Consider the following 16,686-nt stretch of genomic DNA (forward strand, 5'->3'; position numbering starts at 1 on the left):
CCGGCAAATGGCAGCCCGTATTTGGCCTGCCATGTTACAAGACGAAAAGGCACGCGGAGAGGATGCCTGCGTATTACTGGAAAGCCTCACAAGTTACCCCCAGTTTTTCCACATTCACGAATCTGCGGCTAACATCGAATCAATCGACAAATGGCGACGCTGGCACATGTTGGGAAAGAACCTGCGAGCAAAGTGGGCCGGAGCGATGCCTTCCATTTTGGTGCGGGTCTCCCGACCTGTGCGCGGCCATTAGATCGTGCGGCGAGGGCCGTCGCCTCTACCGTGCTCCTTCGATCCGCTCAGGATGACGGTTGAGGGAACTTGCAGTGAGCCTTCACATTAACCCCTTGACCCTTCTATTGATGGGTCGCCTGCTGTGGCGTCGCCTAGTAGTTGCTGCACTCAAAGATAGTACTGCGCCCAGGCGGAGAGGACGTGGCCGAGGTAGCGGGCGGTCGGAGCGTCCGACACGATGTGGTCGGCCCGGTCGAGCGAGACGAACGACTTTGGGTGCCGAGCCGCGCCGAAAATATCCGATGCGTTCTCTATCCCGACAACAGTATCGGTCGGCGAGTGGAACACGATTAGCGCCCTGTCGAGCGACGCAATCTTCTCGGCCATCTGGTGCTGGTCGAGGTCCTCGTCGAAAGCGCGGTTGATCCGGAAGCGGCGTCCTGCGACGTCGATCTCTCCGATCCCGGCGTCGTCGAACTCCACGCCGTCGAAGAAGTGCCGCACATGCTTGGAAGAGCACGGCGCAGCAATGGTCGCCACAGCGGTCACGCTCGGAATTTCATGCGCAGCCAGAATTGCGGTCGGCCCGCCAAAGCTATGTCCTATGAGCACGCTCGGCAAACCGTAACGATCCTCCATCTGCCTGGCGACTGCCACGACGTCGGCGACGTTGCCGCTCAGCGTCGTCTCAGCAAAGTCGCCTTGGCTCTTGCCCAGCCCCGGCAGGTCGAACCGAACCAGAGCGATGCCTTCCGCCGCGAGCGCCTTGCCGATGTGAACAGCGATCGGCAGGTCCTTGGTGCAGGTGAAGCAGTGCGAGAAGAGCGCAAAACCCTTCGGCTCGCCCTCGGGCAGGTCGATGGCGGCGGCCAATTCTAAGCCCTGATCGCTCTCAAATACGGTTTTTTCCGTCACGTCCGTCCCAATCCAATCTGATGCTATCCCGTTCCCGTCTTGACTTGCAACGTTTGTCAGCAAGTTCGATGTACGGTAGACTCGACCGCAATCGGCACGGGCTGCAATGCCAGGGCATCAGCTTCAACTGTCCGTTACAGAAGTCTTGCAGCGAGGCATACAGCGATTCCGAGCGCAGCCTAGATCGTTTCCCCATACAAGAACAGATGGACACAGGTCAACCACCGCTTCGCATTTGTGTCGGAGTCATCACTCGGAATCGGCCCGAGATGTTCGTCATGCTCTTGGATTCTCTACGGGATATGACAGGCATTTCGAAGTACGAGATCACGTTTGCCCTCGTCGAGAACAACCCCCGCTCCACGCTCTCTAAAGTCGTCGAAGATTTCAAACGCGAGACGCAACATTCGACGACGGTCTATGAAGTAGAGGAGCGCATCGGAATCCCGATCGCCCGCAACCGCATTCTCAGAATTGCGAAGAGGTTCGATACTGACTTGGTTGCATTCATCGACGACGACGAGACGGTTGATCGTCATTGGCTGCAGAACTTTGTGACCGAAATGCTCGACCGCGACCTCGACCTTGTCGGTGGACCCGTGCGTCTGCACCCTGTCGAGCCCGGTGCGAGCGCAACGCAGAGGGCGATATGGCGCGGTCTGGTGCGCAGGAATCAGAGGATCGAGCGCAAGGCGAGCGCCCTTCAAAGGGCAGGGCGCGATGACGTCGTAACCATCATCACCAGCAACTGGCTGTGCAAGCGCGAGTTTCTTGACGACAGTGGAGTCCGTTTTGATGAGGGACTCGGGTTTTCGGGCGGCTCGGATACATCTTTCTATAGGTCGGCTCGTGCCAGAGGAGCAAGGACTGGCTGGGTAAGCGGAGCGGTCGTCCATGAGTTCATGCCGCTGAGCCGTCTCAACGCGCGATACCAATTCTGCCGAACGCGGGATCAAGCGATGGCTTCCTTCCACAGAAAGTACAAGAGAATCACGCCGACCGTGGTAGCCCGATCAGTCGGATTCTTCGTCGTGAAGGCTGTCGCCGGAGTTGGCCTGCTCCTCGTCGCTCCGCTGAACGGCGGCCGAACGTTAACAGCGGCGATCCGATCGTTCGGGTTTGCGGTCGGCAGAGTTCGCGCCGTATTCGGCCAGCGATCAGAACATTACAAGTCGACGCACGGACACTAGCGCATTCGCTCTGAACCCCTTTACTCGCTGTACGCCCTGGCCAGCCCGATCAGGTCGGTGTAATCCCTCGACGGCTCTGCGCTTCGGCGACGGAGCGAGGCTAGCAGCTGCGACGTGTTGGCTGTAAGCTGAAATACGACCCCCAGAATGAAGGCCGGAAGAACTTCTAGAAATGGTATTCGCCGCAAGCCGACCGATACAAACCTGCCGATGAACTTGCCGTTCAGTTCAAAAACAGCGGCGAACGATCGCCTCAATCGATAGAATCGGCTTGCCGACAGCACGCTGTTGCCCGCGTCCTTATCCTTGCCCAAAAGCCACGCACGTCCTAGAAACTCTGCTATCGTGCCGTACTGTTTGTGGGTCGCAACGGCGTCAGCCTCTTTCAAGATCACCTTCTTGCTCCGACTCAATTCGGAAAGCCAGAGTCGACCTTGGCTTCTGGATGCGTCGAACCGGGGAATTGGCACATCTAGAATCGTCTGTCGCCGCACAGCGAAGTTGTTCGCGAAGAACCGATTATCTGACTTCGATTTTAGGGGATCGGAGGGGTCGTCGGTTGGGAAGAACCACGCCAACTCGCAAGCCCGCTCTACGAGGTTATCGCCCGCGCGCACCTGCGTATTCCCGAAGACCATATCTGCCCTTCCCTCGTGGATCGGCAAGGTCATCTTTGATAACCAACCTTCGGAATAAGTACAGTCGGAGTCCGCGTAGGCGATGATCTCGGAGTCCAGAAAGTACGGCGCCAGCCCTTTCTTTTCGTAGTAGCCGGTGCCAGGCGCAAACAGAAAGGAGACGTGTACGCCCTGGCTCAAACGGTCGTGGATTTTTGCGACATCGCCCCGCAAGTCCGACTCGTTCACGTCTTCGTCGTACACAATCATCAGTTCCACCGGCCTTTGCAGCGGAAGATCGACTTCATCGATCCGCTGGGCCAAGTCGACGAGGAACTCTATCGCCAACTGCCGATCCATGCTCTTTGCGTTCTCCCACTCCAGAACTATCGAAAGGCTAACGGCGTTTGGCATCGGATTCCGATCCTGCTCTTGATTCTATCTCGCATACAAGCTCGGTGCTCTGAAGATCTCGAGCGGTACGCGTGATTTTAGAGAATTTGTCAAGGCTGTGAGAGAGTTCATGGGGCAGATGACAGAGTGAACGCTCACGCCTTTCAACAACACTAAGCAAGTATGAAGGCCCCGATCTTTCCAATTTCACGATTCGTGACAGGATTCTCCGTAGTTCTTGCACTGCTAGCATGGCTCGGATTCGCCGCCGGCTGTGTGCCCCCACTCGATGATGATGAGCCACTGCCGGGATATGTTGTTGGAGGTAAGGGAACGGGTTGGCCCGGCTTTCCAGACTTACCGAGCGAACTAAGGTTTATCGGCGCCTACGACTCACACCCGCGCCGGACGTCAGCATTTGTGATGTTCGAATTCGGCCCTTGTCGCGACGTCGAATGGCTGAACTTCGATGTGAGCGACCGTGCCGATCAGGCTGCACTCGACCTCGAAGATCGCCTGACCGAGGAAGCAGGATGGACGAAGACAGATGGCGATAGGAGCACCTCTTACGACAAGAACTTTTTGTCAGTCACCCTCTACACAAGCGCAGACCTTTCGCGATCTTCGATCACATTCACGGATTACTCCTGCCAATAAGCTCGACCCACTATTCTCTGAACTGGCAGAACTGTAGATGCTTCAGTGCGTTACACTAAATGGTAGGCGCGATGAGAAGCTGGGGTTACAGAAAGTCGCAGGAGGGAAAACGCAGACGTTGGGCGCGCTCGATCGCGTCGCGCTGGGTCGATCCCGATTCGCCGAAAGGCAAGCGCGAGGTCGGCAAGATCACACGTACCCACACGTTTTGCGGGTGCGTCCAGTGTCGATGGCCAAAGCTGAACAACATCCACAGCCAGATGGTGCGAAAACAGCTCGATCGCATGGATGACGAAGCAAGGGAGCTGGACTAGCCCCTCGCACCAAACAATTCCCATCACCAAAACGCCGCTCTGACATATACTTCGGATCAAGGTGGCAGCATCGCTCCTTGTGCCGTGGCTGATCCTCATAGCGGTCTCCGTTCTGGGCGCCATCGCAATTCCTCAGAATTGGCGACGGCGGCTCGCGGCTGTTCCGTTCTCGCTAGGCGTCGTCCTGCTAGCCATCCAGTGGAACGCGCCTGCTGGGATCAAGCTGCTGGCAGCCAGCATGCTCATGCTGCTGCTGGTCAAGGTCGCCGCCTTGTACGCCCGGCGCGGCACGAACGCCGGTGCTTGGCTCTTGCCGTATCTTGCTCCTTGGCCGGGCGTTGACCCAGAGCCGTTCCAGCGAAAGGAATCGTCCAGTGAAGACGAGCCAAAACGGTTTGCGGCCGGATGGGGACGGATGTGGATCGGGGCTGTGCTTTTCTCAGCCGTCGTCTACTTCTCTCCGGCCCTTGCCAGTTGGGCAGTTGGAACCCTCGCCATCCTTGCAGTTCTCGTGATGGTCCACCTCGGTTTTTCCGATATGCTGACAGCGGTCTATCGGCTGTTCGGCTGGAAAGTCGATCCAGCGTTCGACGAACCGTGGAAGGCCAAGTCGCTCCTGGAACTTTGGTCGCGCCGATGGAACAGACCGTTCGTCGAGATGAACCAACTGCTGTTGATTCCTTGGGCGAACCGAGTAATCGGCAGGCGCAGGTCATGGATCATCGCGTTCGTCGCGTCGGGCGTACTGCACGAGATGGCGATCACCTACCCCGCCGGTGGAGGGTACGGGCTTCCTCTCTCGTACTTCCTCATCCAAGCCGCCCTGATCGCGGTGGAGCGGCGGTACTCCATTCGCGGAAGTTGGTGGGCGCTGCTGGCGTTCATCATCCCTGTGCCTCTGCTCTTCCCGCCCGTTTTCTTAGACGGCGTCATTGCTCCCTTAATCCGAACGCTTCACACTATGGCCTCCGACTGGATGTCGTCGCTACAACCGGAGACTCTTGTTGTCGCACTAGGGATCGTGTCACTTGCCCCGGTCATCGCCAGCGCACAGGTGCCGACTAAGCTTCGGTGGCGCGAAGAGTTCGGAAAGCTCACGGGCCTCAACCGGCGCATCGTCTGGGTGTACGGCTCCTACGTCTTGGCGATGATCATCGGGCTGGGCGCATTTCTCGTATTCTTCTCGCAAGAGATTGTGTCGCGTGAAAGGGCTGCGGTTGGCGTCGTAGGATTTGCCGCACTGTTCTGGGCTGGCAGAATCATCGTAGACGCTGTGGCGTTCCGCGAGGAGGATTGGCCCAGCGGACCGGCATTGGCGATCGGTCGCCGCGTGCTGCATACGCTGTTCCTCGTGCTTGCCGGGTTCTACGTGGGCCTTTTCGTTTGGCTTGTGACGTAGATCACATGCCGCGAAGATGGGCCGATTGGTGGACGCGATCTTGAGCAAAGTCCTAAACTGATTGTGCGCCATAGATGACGAACTTTCAGGCTGGGCTGCTCGCTTCGACCCTGGCCGGCCTCGCAACAGGCCTCGGTGCGCTCCCCGCGCTGTTCATACCGAAAGTGTCCGATAAAGTACTGAATACTTTGCTCGGCGGTGCGGCGGGCGTGATGCTCGCCGCGACGTCGTTCTCCCTGATCGTCCCCGGCATCGATCACGGCACACGGATGTGGGGCTCATGGGGCGTCGCTGTCGTCGCCGGTGGCGTTTTGCTCGGAGCGGTCGTCCTCGACCGGATCGACAAGATGGTTCCGCACGAGCACTTCGGCCTCGGTCGCGAAGGCCCTTCGACCAAGATGAAGCGCATCTGGCTGTTCATCATCGCCATCACGATCCACAACTTCCCCGAGGGTCTGGCGGTCGGCGTCGGCTTTGGCAGCGGCGACTTCGGCGCTGGCACGTCGCTCGCCATTGGCATCGGCCTGCAGAACTTGCCCGAGGGTCTGGCCGTCGCGTTCCCCCTGATCGCGCTAGGCTACAGCCGGTGGAAGGCCGTCGGGATCGCGCTTGCGACCGGTCTCGTCGAGCCGGTCGGCGGTCTGCTCGGCGCGGGCTCCGTAACGCTCTTCGAGCCGATGCTCCCCATCGGCCTCGCCTTCGCTGCGGGCGCAATGCTGTTCATCATCTCCGACGAGATCATCCCCGAAACGCACTCTAAGGGCAAGTCCCGCTCCGCGACCTTCGGCGTCATGATCGGGTTCGTGATCATGATGGCGCTGGACAATTTGTTGGGATAGATCACGAGTCGATCAACGCGGCGACTCCGGGCTCGTCGAACAAGAGTTCACCCGTCTCTAGCGAATAGACACGAATCCGTCGCGCGCGGGTCGTAGAGAGTTGCGTGAGTTCATTCTCAGTTCGATACGCCCGAGACGTCCGCTCACCAAGGGTTACCGTCAGATACTCTCCGCGGACTTTCAGAAACGTAACTTGCAAACCTCGGCCCCATGGCTCCAGGTTAAGATCTAACTCGACACGCCTTTCGCCATAGAACGCTTCAATAGTTCCTTCTCCCGATCTCAGTAACCGAACAATCGTTTGGTTACTGGGATCCATAGCGGATCTCCATGTGCTCCAAACGTCCAAGCCAAAGAAGCCTTGTTGAACGGGCACTAGTCCTTCATAGAAACTGTACTCCTCCCAACCCATTGCTGCTGCTCTCTCGACCGCTTGTTCTTCTCGTACGAGATTGCGTTCGCGCACCGCTGCCTCTGTTGCAGTAAGAGCCATCGAACTAAGCGACCAATCCGCAAATTCCGATTTCTCTGCAATGAAGACCTGTAGACCGGCGCGCTGCGGTGGGTCTCGATGCAACCATACATACCAGCGGACAATCGAGTCCTGCATCCAGTTGCCGTTAGCTGGCAGTTCTAATTGCCGAGGATTGACGATCCACGAGAAGACCCGTTCGCCGCTGCGGACGTCTAAGAGCGCGATCACTTCCTGTGGCGGATGATCATAGACTATTCCAGGAAAGCCACTCGCGGCGGTATCGTCAAACTTGTGAACCTCAAGAATTTCACGATTCTTTGAAAAAGTGATCCTTCGCGTTGCCCAGGCGTCGGCCAAGTCTAGCTTCACCGACTCTCTTAGCTTCGAGCCTGTTACAAGGTCGTAGGTCGCGACGCGCACACCAAGTTCGCCCTGATCCTGAAGAACGTGGATCTTTGCTGAGTTAATCAAAGCACCAAGCAATAGGGCGGAAAACACTGCTTCACCTCCAACTTCTATCTCGTATTCAAGAATAGAGACGCTTCACACATCGAATTGGTGTTGAAATCGCGATCAGAATTGCACCCTCGGTTGCCTTTGCTTTGACGGTCGGCGTGATGATCGGGTTCGTGGTCATGATGGCGCTGGACAATTTGGTGGGGTAGGGTGTTCGGGTTTGTTCGGGTTTCTTCGGGTTTGACCCTTGACCCTTGACCCTACTCCCCCGCTGGTATCCTCATTCAACCCGATATGAGCTTCAACCAACGCACTCACCTCTGTGGCGAGATACGGCCTGAGCAGGTCGATCAGCAGATCACCCTCAACGGCTGGGCGCATAAGGTCCGCGACCTCGGCGGGCTGCTGTTCGTCGACCTGCGCGACCGGACAGGCCTGGTGCAGCTCATGTTCGACCCCGACACATTCCAGGGCGAGTTCGACATCCGCAGCGAGACCTGTCTCAGCGTTGTCGGCATCGTTCGAATGCGCGACGAGAAGAATCGGAACCCGAATATTTCGACCGGCGACGTCGAAGTCGTGATCAGCTCGTACAACGTCCTGAGTGCTTGCAAAACCCTCCCGTTCCCCGTCAGCGATGAAGATGAGATGGCGAAGGTCAACGAGGAGCTGCGCGTCAAGCACCGCTACCTCGACCTCCGGCGCCCTGCAATGCGTAGAAAGCTCGCAATCCGCGCAGCGGCGATCCGAAGGATTCGCAACTACCTGGACGAGCGCGATTTCCTAGACGTTGAGACGCCGATCTTCACGCGATCCACACCTGAAGGCGCGCGCGATTACTTGGTGCCGTACCGACTCGAGCCCGGCAAGTTCTACGCGCTGCCGCAGAGCCCGCAACAGTACAAGCAGCTGCTAATGGTCGCGGGAATCGAGCGGTACTACCAGATCGCAAAGTGCTTCCGCGACGAGGCGCAGCGCGCTGACCGCCAACCCGAGTTCACGCAGCTCGACATCGAAATGTCGTTCGTCCAGCAGGAAGAGATCCTGGAATTGATGGAAGGCCTGACGGTCTCGGTCGTGAACGAACTGATCGACGAGTTCGGACTGGAAAAAGAAAAGCTGAGCAAGTTTGAGCGGCTGACGTACGACGAGTCGATGGATCGATTTGGCACGGACAAGCCGGACTTGCGGTTCGGGCTCGAGCTTTTCGAGGTCACGTCGATCGTTGAGGAGTGCGGCTTTGGCGTGTTCAGCAAGTGCGTGCAGGGCGGCGGGCGCGTACGCGGGATTCGCTACCCATCGGGAGGCTCGCTGTCGCGCAAGGAGGTTGGCGTCTTGGAGGAGTTCTGCAAGGGGTACGGCGCTAAAGGCATGGCGTCGATCTACGTGCAAGGCGAATCTGGCGATGGCACCGTCGAGATTGACGGGCTCCACTTGCGCGGGAGTATCGTCAAGTTCTTCTCGCCCGAGGAGCTTGCCGCGATCGTCAAGACGGCGAGCGCTGAGGCAGGCGATCTACTGTGCTTCATCGCGGACTCTTGGAAGACTGGCTGCGAGGTATTGGGCCGGCTGAGAAACGAGATCGGAGACCGCTGCGATTTGCGAGACAAGAGGAATCTCTGCTTTGTGTTCGTGACCGACTTCCCTCTCGTCGATTGGAACGAAGATGAGAAACGTTGGGATCCGACGCACCATCCGTTCACTTCCCCGAAGACCGAGGACCTGATCTACATCGACACCGACCCTGGCAAGATGCGCGCTGAGTGCTATGACGTAGTGTGCAACGGCGTCGAGTGGGCGTCGGGCTCGATCAGAATCCACCAGCCGGACATTCAGCGGCGAATCTTCTCGCTGATCGGCATCGGTGAGAAGGAGCAGAAGGAGCGGTTCGGGCACATCATCGAGGCGTTCGAGTTCGGCGCGCCGCCGCACGGCGGGATCGCCCCCGGCATCGACCGACTGATCATGTTTCTGACCGACGACGAGAACATCCGCGAAGTGATCGCGTTCCCAAAACTAGGCGGCGGATACGACCCGATGATGGACGCGCCTTCGACCATCGAGCCGGAGCAGTGGGCTGAGATGGGGCTGAAGCTGGTCGAGCGCGAGAGTTCGGATTAGTTCGGGTTTGTTCGGGTTAGTTCGGTTTGGGAGTGCGCGGTCCTTCGTCAGGCTCAGAAGACCGCGCTTTGCGTTGCGTTGGCTTGACGACGCGTTTTCTCGGGACCGGTAGTTACGGATGGCGTCGCTCCGTGGTCGCCAAAGAGCGAAGGGTAACGCTCTTCAGGTGCGAGGTACGGGGTACAAGGTTCAGGGATTCGGACGGATCGCACCTCGCACCTCGCACCTCGAACCTCGCACCTCGCACCTTGAGCCTCCCTCCTGCCACCAACCGACAACAACCCTCGTATACTGCGCAACGAAAGGTGAATCTCTCCGACAGACTCGTAGAAGCCCGGTTCACAAAGCGGGCAGACGGAAGATGGGAGTACTCGGCTCTTCCGTTCTTGCGCTGTCGCATTCTCGCAGAGGCGCAGAAGGCGGCCATCGAGCACAACTTGAAGTTGGCCAGCCCAGGGCTGCACTTGTTCGTAGCTTCGCTTTTCTTCAAATGGGCCGTAATCTTTCCTGTTATCCTGATTCTTACCTCAGCCGCAAGAGCCGGACGAGACTCTCCGGAACTGACAGTCGCGCTCATTGCGATACCATTTCTCCCTTCGGTGCTCGCTCTGTTCTATATTGCTTATTGCCTGGTTCGCATGACTAAGTCAAGATCTTTCGTGAAAGTCGAGATTCGAAATGCAGAAAAAGGTCGACGGATCGGTTACTTGGAAGGCACGAGGCGAACTGGCCGCGCACTCGGCCCGGTGTACACGGTCTTGATCATCATTGCATGGGTGTCAGCGCTCACTTTCAGTGCCATTTTCGCGTCTATCGAAGATCTTTTCCCTGGAGGTTTCTACACGCTGGCAATCGCCTCCGCAGTGCTCTTGCCGCTATTCTGGTCAGAGCTGAAATCCGGAGAGCCACGCTCCTCCAAAGACTGAAGACTCCTGATCGAGCGAAGGCAGAAAACGCCGCCTCCATCCGACACCAGCCCGCGTATACTGAATAACGAAAGGTGAAACTCTCTGACAGACTCGTAGAAGCCCGGTTCACAAAGCGGGCCGACGGAAGATGGGACTACGCTCCGATGCCGTTCTGCCGTCATCGGCTTTTGAGCGACGAAGACAAGACCGCGTTCAGCGGTTACTTGAAGCTCGTTGGGCCAGGATTAGTCGCCTGGGTAGCCGGACACCTTATCGTTCTCGGCACTCTTCCCATTGCCGCCGCAATCGTCGCGATGGGAATAATGTCCGGTTCCATGAGCGATGAGGTCCAGCGCGTCATCCTCTGGGTCGGCATCCTCCCCGTCCTGATCTCAGGAATCTACTTCATTTTCTGCCTAATAAAATTGGTAGCCAAGCGACCTTCAAAACGAGTGTCGATTCTGCGCGCGGAGAAAGGAACTCGCGTCGGCTATATTGAGAGCCTTACCACCACCGGAAAGGCTCTCGGCAGGGGCTACACGCTCCTGATCATTGCCGCATGCGCGTCTGGGCTCATCTTCGTAGGCATGTGGGGCTTCATGACTAGCTCGATCCTCGAAGAGCTAATCGTCCCGGTCATCGTAATCGCCGCGCTCCTGCCGCTGTTCCGGTCGGGGCTGAAATCCATAAACCCATGCTCCTCCCAAGACTGACGAGTCCAGATCGAACGAAAACAGAGAATGCCCCCTCCATCCACGTCGAACTCTCCGCTGGAGAGTTCTTTGGCGGACCCTCTCCCCCGGCCATGGGGACTTGACGGCATCGATGGGTCCGCAGGTCGGGGGAGGGATTTTCGGAGCGCGGACTCTTAGTCCGCATCCCGGCCTTTGGACTCTCAGTCCGAAGCCGCAGTGCTGGCTCGATCGGACGAGAACAGGGCCAGAATCTCGGAGCTTGGCACGCACAGCTTGCGCACCATTTGCAGGTCGCCGCGCGTCTGTCCCTCTTTCGGAGTGTGGTAGTACACCGAAGTCGTCGCCTTGACGATCCCGACCACCTGTCCGCGTTCGTTGACCACCGGCCCGCCGCTCGATCCTGCTGCCGAGTCCGCCGTGATTTCCAGAATCGGCCTCCGTCCGCTGTTCGAGTAGCGCGCGACCACGCCCCGAGTCATGTAGTAGTAGGCGCCGTTCGGGTGGCTGAGCACGAACACGTCGGAGCCCGGTCGCGCCGTAGTCGCAATCGGAAGATAGTTGTAACCGCCGCCCTTCACGCGGATAACGGCGACGTCGTGCCGCTTGCTGGCAGCCACGACCTCGAGTATTGGATGCATGATGCCATCGCTCGTCATGACCGCGAACGCCGAAGCGTCCTCGTGGTCCAGCACGTGGTAGCTCGTTACTGCGAGGCCGTTGGCGGAGATCATGAACCCGGACGCAGACGTGTGGTGGTGCTTCCCGCACTGGTCGCACTCCTTGTAGGACGCGACGACGAGCGTCGCCCTCTTGACCGCTGCGTACAGGTCGTCGCCAGGTCCGCAAAGATCGAACGACTCTGGCAGCTTGATCTTCGCTGTCGCCCGGCTGAGTTGCTGAACAAGCACAGCGCCGCTCAGAAGGTCGCCTGCCGCGATCTCATCTTGAAGCGCCGACTCGAGGGTTCTGCGAATTTGTCTGTCGTTGATCTGCTCCTGGGCTAATGAGAGGGCTGGCAGGGCGGTCAGCAAGATGATTAAAGCGGGGGTGAAGCGGCTGTTCATGCGTTTCATAACTCTCCGTCCGGGCTCCTCGTTCCGTGAGTTCGATTTATAGGATACCAAACCGCCTCGCTCACCTGGATTGAGCCATCGATTTCAGCCCTGGCCACACCGTACTTCGGACCAAAACCACGGCAAAACAGGCGGAAAACCTGTGTAATAAAAATTCCCTTGACATACAACATGTAGTGGTGTAACATGAGCCCAGATCAATATGTTGAGGTTTGAACGATGATTTGTCCTTACTGCGGCCACCGAGAACTCAGGGTTCTCGACTCACGACCTGCAAGGAACGGAGAGGCGGTTCGACGCCGACGCCAGTGCGTCGAGTGCAACCGTAGATTTACGACGTTCGAAGAGCCGGAAAAGCCGCGATTATTCGTCGTGAAGCGCGGAGGGCCGCGCGAGGAGTACGACCGCAAGAAGGTACTCAGCGGCATGCAGCAGGCGTGCCACAAGCGGTCGGTGCCGGTCGAAGATATCCAGGCGGCAGTCGATAGAGTCGAGCGCGATATCTACGATCTCTGCCAGCTCGAAGTCACGTCCACGCAGATCGGGAATCGCGTCATGGAGGAGCTGCTCAAGCTCGACGGCGTCGCGTTTGTGCGGTTCGCCAGCGTGTACCAGGAGTTCGAGAGCCCGCAGGAGTTCGCGAAGGTCGTCGCCGCGATCCGGAAGGCGAAGGACGACGTGAACGACCCCGGCGTCGCCGCATCGATCATCAAACAACTGATTTAGCGAAGAACGATACTTACCGATTACCAGGATTTGCCAAGAAAATGAAAATAGCCCGATACTTCACTTCAGCCGAGAACGGACCGTACGAAGGGATCGCATTTAAGCCGAGAACGAGCGAAATCCGCAACCCGGACGGCAGCTCGGTCTTCCACATGGAGGACGTCATGGTGCCTGCCGATTGGTCGCAAGTGGCGACAGACATCATCGCGCAAAAGTACTTTCGCAAGGCTGGCGTTCCGCTGGATGACGGCTCGACAGGTACGGAAACGGACGCGCGCCAGGTGTTCCACAGGCTCGCTGGGTGCTGGAAGCAGTGGGGCGAGCAGAACGGATACTTCGACACCGATGAAGACGCGGCGGCGTTCTACGACGAGCTTTGCCACATGCTCGCGACCCAAAAAGCAGCGCCGAACAGCCCGCAGTGGTTCAACACCGGCCTCCACTTCGCTTATGGCATCGACGGCAAGGCGCAAGGCCACTACTTCGTCGAAAACGCGACTGGCCAACTGCAGCGGAGCAAGACCGCTTACGAGCGGCCGCAACCGCACGCGTGCTTCATCCTGAGCGTCGCTGACGATCTTATCAACGACGGCGGCATCATGGATCTATGGAGGCGCGAAGCGCTCGTCTTCAAGTACGGGTCGGGCGTCGGCACGAACTTCAGCAAGCTCCGCGGGGCGAACGAGCGGCTCAGCGGCGGCGGAAAGTCGTCGGGGCTGATGTCGTTCCTGCGCGTCGGGGACCGCTCGGCGGGGGCGATCAAGTCCGGAGGCACGACCCGGCGAGCGGCGAAGATGGTCTGCCTCGACGTCGACCATCCGGACATCGAGGCGTTCGTAAGCTGGAAGGTCATAGAGGAGCAGAAGGTGGCGGCGCTCGTCACCGGCTCCATCCTCAACCACAAGCACCTCAACGCCATCATCGCTGCGTGCAGCGAGGGTTGCGATCCTCGGCAGAATAAGAACCTCTACAACGCGATCGCTGCGGCCAAAGCGGATGAGATCAGCCCGAACTACATCCAGCGCGCCATCCAACTCGCCGAGCAAGGCGCTACAAGCATCGAGTTTCCAGTTTACGACGCAGGGTATGAAAGCGAATCATATGTTACAGTTTCAGGCCAAAACTCTAACAATTCGGTTCGCCTGAGCAACGACTTCCTCAGCGCTGTCGAGGCAGGCGGGGACTGGAATCTGACCGCGCGGACGACGGGCGAAACGATGAAGACCATCAGCGCGAGCGACCTCTGGGACGACATCTGCTACAGCGCGTGGTCGTGCGCCGACCCCGGCACCCAGTACGACACGACGATCAACGATTGGCACACCTGCCCCGCCGGCGGACGCATCAACGCCAGTAATCCATGTAGCGAGTATATGTTCCTCGACGACACCGCGTGCAACCTCGCTTCGATCAACCTGGCGAAGTTCTACGACTCGGCGTCGGTCGATTTCGACATCGAAGGGTACAAGCACGCGATCCGCCTCTGGACGATCGTGCTCGAGATCAGCGTCCTGATGGCGCAGTTCCCCAGCAAGGAGGTCGCGCAGCTCAGCTTCGACTACCGAACGCTCGGGCTCGGCTACGCGAACATCGGCGCGCTGCTCATGCAGATCGGCATCCCTTATGACAGCCCGAAAGGGGTCGCGATCGCGGGCGCCATGACGGCGATCCTCACCGGCGAGTCGTACGCGACGAGCGCGGAGATGGCCGAACAGCTCGGCGTGTTCCCGCGATACGAAGAGAACAAGGGCGACATGCTCCGCGTGATCCGCAACCACCGGAGAGCGACGTACAACGTTGAGCCGAACGAGTACGAGGGGATCGACATCAAGCCGACGGGGATAGATAGCGCCGAGTGCCCTTCCCCGCTTCTCGAGGCTGCACAAGCGGCATGGGACCGCGCGCACGAGCTAGGCGTGCAGCACGGCTACCGCAACGCACAGACCACCGTGCTGGCGCCGACCGGAACCATCGGCTTGCTCATGGACTGCGACACCACCGGAATCGAGCCCGACTTCGCGCTGGTGAAGTTCAAGAAGCTCGCCGGCGGCGGTTACTTCAAGATAGTCAACCAGTCCGTTCCGGCGGCGCTCAAGAAGCTGAAGTACTCCGACGAGCAGGTCGAGGACATCGTAAACTACGCCGTCGGGCGCAAGACGCTGGCAGATGCGCCGTTCATCAACCACGAGACCTTAAGAGACAAGGGCTTCGATGAAGACGCGATACAAAAGCTAGAAGCGGCGCTGGAGAACGCGTTCGAGATCAATTTCGCGTTCAACAAGTTCACACTGGGCGAAGGTTTTCTTACAGAGAAGCTCGGCGTCAGCGAAGAGGCGATGAACGATTGGACGTTCGATCTCTTGTCGCATCTCGGCTTCAGCAAAGAGCACATTCAGATCGCGAACGAATACGTCTGCGGCGCGATGACGGTCGAAGGCGCGCCGCACATCCGCGACGAGCATCTGCCGGTGTTCGACTGCGCGAGCAAGTGCGGGCTGAAAGGCGTCCGCTACATCAGTGCCGAGGGACACATCCGCATGATGGCCGCCGCGCAGCCGTTCCTCAGTGGCGCGATCAGCAAGACGATCAACCTGCCGAGCGACGCAACGCAAAAGGACATCAGCGACAGCTATATGATGTCGTGGAAGCTCGGCCTGAAGGCGAACGCGCTGTACCGCGACGGCAGCAAGCTCAGCCAACCGCTGAACGCCAGCTCCGGCGACGCCGCGGCGGCGATCCTTGAGGCGAGCCTCGGCGAAGAGTTCGGCCCGGCGGTCGTTGAATTGCAGGAAACCGAGCACGAACAGATCTCCGCGATCGCACAAAAGCTGGTCTACCGGTACATCGCCAAGCGGCGTCTGATGCCCCCGCGAAGGCGTGGTTACACGCAGAAGGCTCGCGTCGGTGGGCATAAGATCTACCTGCGCACCGGCGAGTACGACGACGGCACTCTCGGCGAGGTGTTCGTCGACATGCACCGCGAGGGCGCGGCGTTCCGGTCGCTGATGAACTGCTTCGCGATCGCGATCTCGCTCGGACTGCAGTACGGGGTTCCGCTCGAGGAGTTCGTCGAGGCGTTCGTGTTCACGCGGTTCGAGCCGAACGGTCCGGTCAGCGGACACGAGAACATCAAGATGTCCACCTCGATCATCGACTACATGTTCCGCGAGCTGGCGATGACGTACCTAGGCCGCAACGACCTGGTGCAGGTCTCGCCCGACGATCTGCGAGGCGATTTCGCGGGTGGAACCACCCAGCCGCTGCTCGAGTTCTCGGACGAGGACGAGGCGCAGGACATCGAAGGCCCGGTGCCCGGATCGACCCGCGAGAACCACGATTCGCCTGGGTTTCGGAAAGGGCAAGAGCCCTCCGCCGTCATGACCGAGGCTGGAGTCTATCCTAACGGGAACGGCTCGTCTTCCCTTGCGAACGGCAACGGTGCGAGTTCGTCGAACGATAACGCCGAACCCGCCCTCGAATCGTCGTCATCAGCGACCGCAGTCCTCCCGACGGCGTCGATGCACGCGCTCGCCGGCCAGATTCGCGAAGCGAAGATGAAAGGCTACGAAGGCGACCCCTGCGCCGACTGTGGCGCGTTTACGCTCGTGCGGAACGGTGTATGCCTGAAGTGCAACACCTGCGGCGCGACAAGCGGGTGCAGCTAGTTAGGGCAC

The 16,686-nt window shown here is 58.9% G+C and carries 14 protein-coding genes; 10 read left to right on the top strand and 4 right to left on the bottom strand.

From position 1 onward, the window contains the following. Positions 1 to 402: 402 nt before the first annotated feature. Positions 403 to 1,149 (bottom strand): alpha/beta hydrolase, encoded by a 747-nt coding sequence (locus IH944_13125; GenBank protein MCH7905491.1) that lies wholly within the window; start codon positions 1,147 to 1,149, stop codon positions 403 to 405. A gap of 206 nt (positions 1,150 to 1,355) precedes the next feature. Here IH944_13125 and IH944_13130 point away from each other — a divergent pair, with 206 nt between their 5' ends. Next, complete coding sequence (locus IH944_13130) at positions 1,356 to 2,339, top strand: glycosyltransferase (GenBank protein ID MCH7905492.1); 984 nt, start codon at positions 1,356 to 1,358, stop codon at positions 2,337 to 2,339. Positions 2,340 to 2,359: 20 nt separating this feature from the next. Here IH944_13130 and IH944_13135 read toward each other — a convergent pair whose 3' ends face one another. Next, positions 2,360 to 3,370: a glycosyltransferase gene (locus IH944_13135; protein ID MCH7905493.1), complete on the bottom strand. Its 1,011-nt coding sequence runs from the start codon at positions 3,368 to 3,370 to the stop codon at positions 2,360 to 2,362. A gap of 402 nt (positions 3,371 to 3,772) precedes the next feature. On the opposite strand from IH944_13135, the gene IH944_13140 reads away from it, so the two are divergent. The 4 genes from IH944_13140 to IH944_13155 all read left to right on the top strand — a co-directional run bounded on the left by IH944_13140 (position 3,773) and on the right by IH944_13155 (position 6,558). Continuing rightward, positions 3,773 to 4,006: a hypothetical protein gene (locus IH944_13140; GenBank protein MCH7905494.1), complete on the top strand. Its 234-nt coding sequence runs from the start codon at positions 3,773 to 3,775 to the stop codon at positions 4,004 to 4,006. Positions 4,007 to 4,077: 71 nt separating this feature from the next. Beyond that, positions 4,078 to 4,320 carry a hypothetical protein gene (locus IH944_13145; GenBank protein MCH7905495.1) on the top strand — a complete coding sequence of 81 codons (243 nt, stop codon included), beginning with the start codon at positions 4,078 to 4,080 and terminating at the stop codon, positions 4,318 to 4,320. 61 nt (positions 4,321 to 4,381) lie between these two features. Further along, positions 4,382 to 5,719, top strand: coding sequence for a hypothetical protein (locus tag IH944_13150; GenBank protein MCH7905496.1), 1,338 nt, complete (start codon positions 4,382 to 4,384; stop codon positions 5,717 to 5,719). A gap of 74 nt (positions 5,720 to 5,793) precedes the next feature. Then, the gene (locus IH944_13155; GenBank protein MCH7905497.1) at positions 5,794 to 6,558 is read left to right on the top strand and encodes a ZIP family metal transporter; all 765 of its coding nucleotides are present in this window, start codon (positions 5,794 to 5,796) and stop codon (positions 6,556 to 6,558) included. Between the two features lies 1 nt (position 6,559). Here IH944_13155 and IH944_13160 read toward each other — a convergent pair whose 3' ends face one another. After that, complete coding sequence (locus tag IH944_13160) at positions 6,560 to 7,504, bottom strand: hypothetical protein (protein MCH7905498.1); 945 nt, start codon at positions 7,502 to 7,504, stop codon at positions 6,560 to 6,562. A 279-nt stretch (positions 7,505 to 7,783) separates the two neighbouring features. On the opposite strand from IH944_13160, the gene aspS reads away from it, so the two are divergent. The 3 genes from aspS to IH944_13175 all read left to right on the top strand — a co-directional run bounded on the left by aspS (position 7,784) and on the right by IH944_13175 (position 11,231). Further along, entirely contained in the window at positions 7,784 to 9,610 is a 1,827-nt protein-coding gene (aspS, locus tag IH944_13165) for an aspartate--tRNA ligase (protein MCH7905499.1), read from the top strand. 305 nt (positions 9,611 to 9,915) lie between these two features. Beyond that, the gene (locus tag IH944_13170) at positions 9,916 to 10,536 is read left to right on the top strand and encodes a hypothetical protein (protein ID MCH7905500.1); all 621 of its coding nucleotides are present in this window, start codon (positions 9,916 to 9,918) and stop codon (positions 10,534 to 10,536) included. 74 nt (positions 10,537 to 10,610) lie between these two features. Beyond that, positions 10,611 to 11,231 (top strand): hypothetical protein, encoded by a 621-nt coding sequence (locus IH944_13175; GenBank protein ID MCH7905501.1) that lies wholly within the window; start codon positions 10,611 to 10,613, stop codon positions 11,229 to 11,231. A gap of 182 nt (positions 11,232 to 11,413) precedes the next feature. On the opposite strand, the gene IH944_13180 is transcribed toward IH944_13175, so the two are convergent. Next, positions 11,414 to 12,277 (bottom strand): trypsin-like peptidase domain-containing protein, encoded by an 864-nt coding sequence (locus tag IH944_13180; GenBank protein ID MCH7905502.1) that lies wholly within the window; start codon positions 12,275 to 12,277, stop codon positions 11,414 to 11,416. 228 nt (positions 12,278 to 12,505) lie between these two features. Between IH944_13180 and nrdR the strand changes: the two genes are divergently transcribed. Continuing rightward, positions 12,506 to 13,012: a transcriptional repressor NrdR gene (gene nrdR, locus IH944_13185; protein ID MCH7905503.1), complete on the top strand. Its 507-nt coding sequence runs from the start codon at positions 12,506 to 12,508 to the stop codon at positions 13,010 to 13,012. A gap of 41 nt (positions 13,013 to 13,053) precedes the next feature. Further along, a complete protein-coding gene (locus IH944_13190) occupies positions 13,054 to 16,677 on the top strand; it encodes a vitamin B12-dependent ribonucleotide reductase (protein ID MCH7905504.1) in 3,624 nt (1,207 codons plus the stop codon). Positions 16,678 to 16,686 lie beyond the last annotated feature (9 nt).

This window comes from Armatimonadota bacterium, assembly GCA_022563855.1.
In the GTDB taxonomy this organism is placed as follows: domain Bacteria; phylum Armatimonadota; class Fimbriimonadia; order Fimbriimonadales; family Fimbriimonadaceae; genus JADFMN01.

Bases quoted from the DNA above. Each gene is read 5' to 3' on its own strand.
- IH944_13135 (MCH7905493.1), bottom strand. From the start codon at position 3,370: ATGCCAAACGCCGTTAGCCTTTCGATAGTTCTGGAGTGGGAGAACGCA.
- IH944_13140 (MCH7905494.1), top strand. From the start codon at position 3,773: ATGTTCGAATTCGGCCCTTGTCGCGACGTCGAATGGCTGAACTTCGAT.
- IH944_13190 (MCH7905504.1), top strand. From the start codon at position 13,054: ATGAAAATAGCCCGATACTTCACTTCAGCCGAGAACGGACCGTACGAA.
- IH944_13145 (MCH7905495.1), top strand. From the start codon at position 4,078: ATGAGAAGCTGGGGTTACAGAAAGTCGCAGGAGGGAAAACGCAGACGT.
- aspS (MCH7905499.1), top strand. From the start codon at position 7,784: ATGAGCTTCAACCAACGCACTCACCTCTGTGGCGAGATACGGCCTGAG.
- IH944_13155 (MCH7905497.1), top strand. From the start codon at position 5,794: ATGACGAACTTTCAGGCTGGGCTGCTCGCTTCGACCCTGGCCGGCCTC.
- nrdR (MCH7905503.1), top strand. From the start codon at position 12,506: ATGATTTGTCCTTACTGCGGCCACCGAGAACTCAGGGTTCTCGACTCA.
- IH944_13130 (MCH7905492.1), top strand. From the start codon at position 1,356: ATGGACACAGGTCAACCACCGCTTCGCATTTGTGTCGGAGTCATCACT.
- IH944_13180 (MCH7905502.1), bottom strand. From the start codon at position 12,277: ATGAACAGCCGCTTCACCCCCGCTTTAATCATCTTGCTGACCGCCCTG.